Consider the following 4,752-nt stretch of genomic DNA (forward strand, 5'->3'; position numbering starts at 1 on the left):
ATCTAATATCTGTGGTGGTGGTACTGTTGGTAAAGTGAACTCTTTTATACATGGTAAACTCCATGTGTTTTCTAAGTCTTTTACAATGTATTCAACAGTATATGTTGCCCCTGGCTTAAGGTTATCAGGAATTTTATAATATTTTTCTACAGGACGTGTTTTATCCCAATATACTATTTTACGTTCTATAATACCTTTTTTTGGGTGGCTGTATTGATGGTCTAGGTCATAAGACCCATCTTCCCATGTTGTTTCATATACTCTTGTTGATGGATTGTATACCCAATCTAAGTTAAATTGTGCAATAGGTTTACGGTGTATATTGATTGAAGTCCTGAATATATTTGAATATAATTCATCATCTTCATAACCAGTGATACTGTCTTTTACTCTATGGTAAATATCTAATCGTCCAGTTTTATCAAGGATAGTTGGTTTATGAGTTGTCCACTTTTCATCTTCTTTGTACTTTTTTTTACCGTAACTAAATATTCCCAGTGAGTTATCATAGTAGTTAGGGTTATGGATGTATTGAAATCCGTTTTCTTTTAGTCCATCTCCTTCTGTGTCTAATTCCACTGTCTTAATATTAATATTATGACCAAGTTCTACTAGATAGTCTGAACTAAATGGATTATCCCCAATAATATTATCTAAAGCATGATTAATACTACTCATAATATCTCCAGCACTATAGTAATGATTATATGAGTTATATTGGCTTTTTATATTACTGTTACCTATAAGTGTTACGTTAAAATCATGTTCTTTAACTAAGTCACCAAATTCCTTTATAGGAGTTAGTCTGTTTTTGTGTTCAGATGGTGAGGTAGTATTAATACCGTTTTCTGATACATAAATAATATATTTTTCTGAACCTAATCTAAAATTCTGTAATGGTTCTTTTTGCCTTACATATTTATATATTATTCCTGAGTAATATCCTGTGTAGTTGTCTATTTTTCTTTGGTCAGGAACATATACTTTAACATCTGTACATACCTTTACAGTTGAGTAGGTACTATCACCACAATCAGCTGCCTGAGAATGTCCAGAATCACCACAATCACATCCACCAGAATGACACCCATATTTTGGATGACAACATTGTCCTTCTGTATGGCATTCCTTTTTTGTAGTCCAATAACCAAAATCTTGCCAATACCAGTTATTTGATACGTTACGTCTAGATAGTGTGCCTAAATACCCATCGCTTGAGTAGGGTATATAACTTGGTGGATAGCTGCTTCCTGTATTTCTACTTAAACTTGCAGGAGTAGAGTACTCATAACATTTCATGTCCCATATCTCAATAATAGGGTTAATACCCCTAGAACGTAAATAATTGTTGTATGTTATTCTATTACTCTTGATAGTTGATTTATTTTGTGTGGATAAATTTTTATCAAGAGCTACAATTACATCTACTTTTGGAAAGTTATAGGGTATATCTAAATGAACCTCTGTTAAAGGTCTTAGATTCTCAACAAAGAAATCTCTAATAATTTCAGTAGTTCTTTTTTCTGTACCATCTAACCATTTTGTAATAGTTTCTTCGCCGAAGCTTTCTTCGGATGTTATTATAGCACGATAGAATCCTAATTTTTGTGGTGTATAAGTAAAATCATCTGTCAAAACTGTATCTAGTATAGTTGTTTCATATGTACCATCTTTATCAACATCTTTTAGTAGCTTTATTCTTTTATTGAAGATATTATCACCATCTATTGATTCGGTTCCGTATTCCATTGATAATTCTTCAGATCTAGCAAGATAATTATTCCATATGTTGAAATTTAAAACTGGTGCATAGTCTTTCATAACAACTAAAGGAAGTGTATAAGTGCTACTTCTCCCTGAGCTATTAGTCGCAGTACAACTTATTTGATACACTCCGCTTTTGGAAGCTTGGAAAATATAATCTTCACCATTTTTCTGGTAATGAAGCTTATTTATGTCAGTAGTACTATCTTTGGCTATAATATTATAACTATATGATGTTGGATAATGTTGCAATAAGTAAGGATCATTAGCACTATCTGAAGTATTTATAGTCTCAAATTTTCTATTTTCTTTTTGAGTACCTGAAAGTTTTAATTGTGCTTTGGGTTTAGTGTTGTAAACAGTTACCCATTTTTGCACACAACTAAGTAATCCTTCATCACTTATGGCACTTACTTCTACTAAGTGTGGTTCTTTATTATTGTCACTTTTAATTGCACCAAAGGAAAAACCATTATTGAAAAATTCATGAATAGAAACATTAATAGGTATATCATCTATAGTAACATTAAGTTTATCAATATCACTTTGGGTCATTTCATTGATTTTTGCTTCATAGTTTTCAATGTCAAATACTTTATCTGGTAAGGTTACATCAATCTTAACAATTTTAGTTTTTATAATTACGATTTCTTGTTCATAGCTATCTCTTTCGCCAGTACCACTGTTTCTAATGGTTTGCTTTATATTTATTTTATAGTACTTCTTACCTTTTGCCATGTTGTAAAGTATATCGTTAATAGTTTTACTATCCATAGATGATGTATGATAAGTTTTAGTAATTATTTCATCATCTTCAAATCCGTCATTTCCTTTAATCTGGAATTCATAGATATCTCGTGTACCTAAAGACATATCTTCATAGTTAAATGATGAAGGTGTAAGTGGATTATCTTTTATATCTATAGTTGCTGTTGCAGAGAATAGAGATTTTAGACTACTAGCTGTGAATCTTGGGGCATATATCTCTTCTTCATGGTCACTAGCTGGCATGTTTACTTGGTCATCATCATCATCATGAGCATCGTTTGAGTAGTTATTTCCAAAGTAAACAGCTTTAACTACACCATCCACATGATACTTTCCGTTTTCTTCTTGTTTTAAGCTTTCTTTTATCATATTACGAGGTATTTCAAGATCTAAAGTTGTTTTAGTTATGTAGTTACCTTTACTTTTTAGGTCTCCATTACCTTCAACAGTAATGGGATGATCTTTATCATCATTTAATATCAATTCATAATATACCAAATCATCTCTGTTGTAATATATTTGTTTTTCGATAGCGTTTTGATTTTCAATTTCATGATTAAAACAGTTTTCATCTTCTAGTGTAATAACTGCATCAACTTTGATGATGATAGATGTATCACCTGGGTTAACAATATAATTACCTTTATTTAGGATATTTATATCTAATGAAATAGGTGTTTGGTGTTTACCATCTTGCTTTTTAAGGGAAAAAGTTTGATAATGATACCCTGTATTGTTCTTATGCCACATTCTACATTCTCCATGTCCCCAGAGAGTAGATGGTGTTAAAATGTTTGCATAATCATATGCATTCCTGCTGCTAGGGTTTGAACCATGTTTTATTTCAAATGGGAATGTGTTGTTTATCCATTCTTGTGTTCCTATATTATCTCCTAATGCCTCTTTATTATAAAAACTCAATTTATCATCATTTTTATTAATAAGAATCGGATTTGTCCAATAATGATACTGCCATGATTTGACTTCTGCTTTTCTATTTGATGCTTCCTCAACTGGAAAGCAGTTATTGGTATATAATACACCATCAACTGAATATCCATGAAAACGATATTCTCCCTTAACTCCATTTTTATTATAATATGGAGTTGTTATGGATGGATTAGGATTTTCTGTATAGTTAGTAAAAGTATTTTTTGGTGCATATCTGTAATCACCATAGACTCCTATATTTTTGTCTACCCATAATTCTGTATTGAATTTTAGTTTAGTAGATTTTCCATCTATTTTTACAGTAATATAAGGTTTATTTTTATAGTCAGGAGGTAATGATAATGTTTCAAAGGGTATTTCATTTGATATACCATCATACAGTAATTGATTACCTGCATCTATAGCATAAATTAAATGATTATTGTTTATTGGAATAATTATTAGTACTAAAACAAATATTACTAGCTTTTTAAATATATTTTTCATAACTTCACCTACTCAATTATTTTGTTAAAATCAGGTTTATTTTCTTTTAGTGGATAGAAATGTTCTATTTTTCCACCTTTTATTGATATTCTAAAACATACGCTATGCTGTTGATCCATCTCAACAAACATTTCTCTATCATTCATTTTAATAGTATATCTGTATCTATTAGCATCCATGTTTTCACCTAATTGTAATATTTCTTTAACAGTTTTTTTCATTACTTGAAACTCATCTTCATAAAGATAATAAAGTATTGTATCTAATATTTTTTCATATTTTTTATATCTTTCCATATAAGTCAGATCATGCATTTTATAAAAAAAAGATATATAATATGGAGAAGAATATTGATATGTTCTATTCAAAATTGAAAAGCTAACTTCTGTATGGTTTATTATATTAACAATAGGTGTTGTGGTTCCATCACAAGTCCTATCTATTTTATCTATACAATTATAAGAAACTCCGCCAAAAACTCCATCTCTTCCTGCCTTTCCGACGTTTACATACCCTTCATTATCTCTATATACTTTATCCATAGCATAAAGAAGGTTAATAGATGTAGATTCTTCTTCAGGGATTTCATAAATACGTCCTATATATCTTTTTGTATCAAATCTGTTGTAGTCTACATATTTATAAAAATCATAATAAATACCTTTTTCATCCTTCTGAATATCTTTATCTGTAATCATCGGTGGAATAAATATAGGCTTTCTATAAGATTTATCTAATAATCTTACTATTACCGTAACAGCTTCAGCTCTAGTTGCATTACCC

General features: G+C 30.1%; 2 protein-coding genes. Both read right to left on the reverse strand.

What is annotated here, in order from left to right:
- The coding region (locus N4A55_RS02915; protein ID WP_330666291.1) for an Athe_2463 domain-containing protein at nucleotides 1–3,969 on the reverse strand (3,969 nt) is incomplete at its 3' end.
- An 8-nt stretch (nucleotides 3,970–3,977) separates the two neighbouring features.
- Nucleotides 3,978–4,752: hypothetical protein (locus tag N4A55_RS02920; protein ID WP_293753996.1), on the reverse strand; the 775-nt coding region annotated here is incomplete at its 5' end.

Source organism: Vallitalea sp., assembly GCF_025211055.1.
Lineage (GTDB): Bacteria > Bacillota > Clostridia > Lachnospirales > Vallitaleaceae > Vallitalea.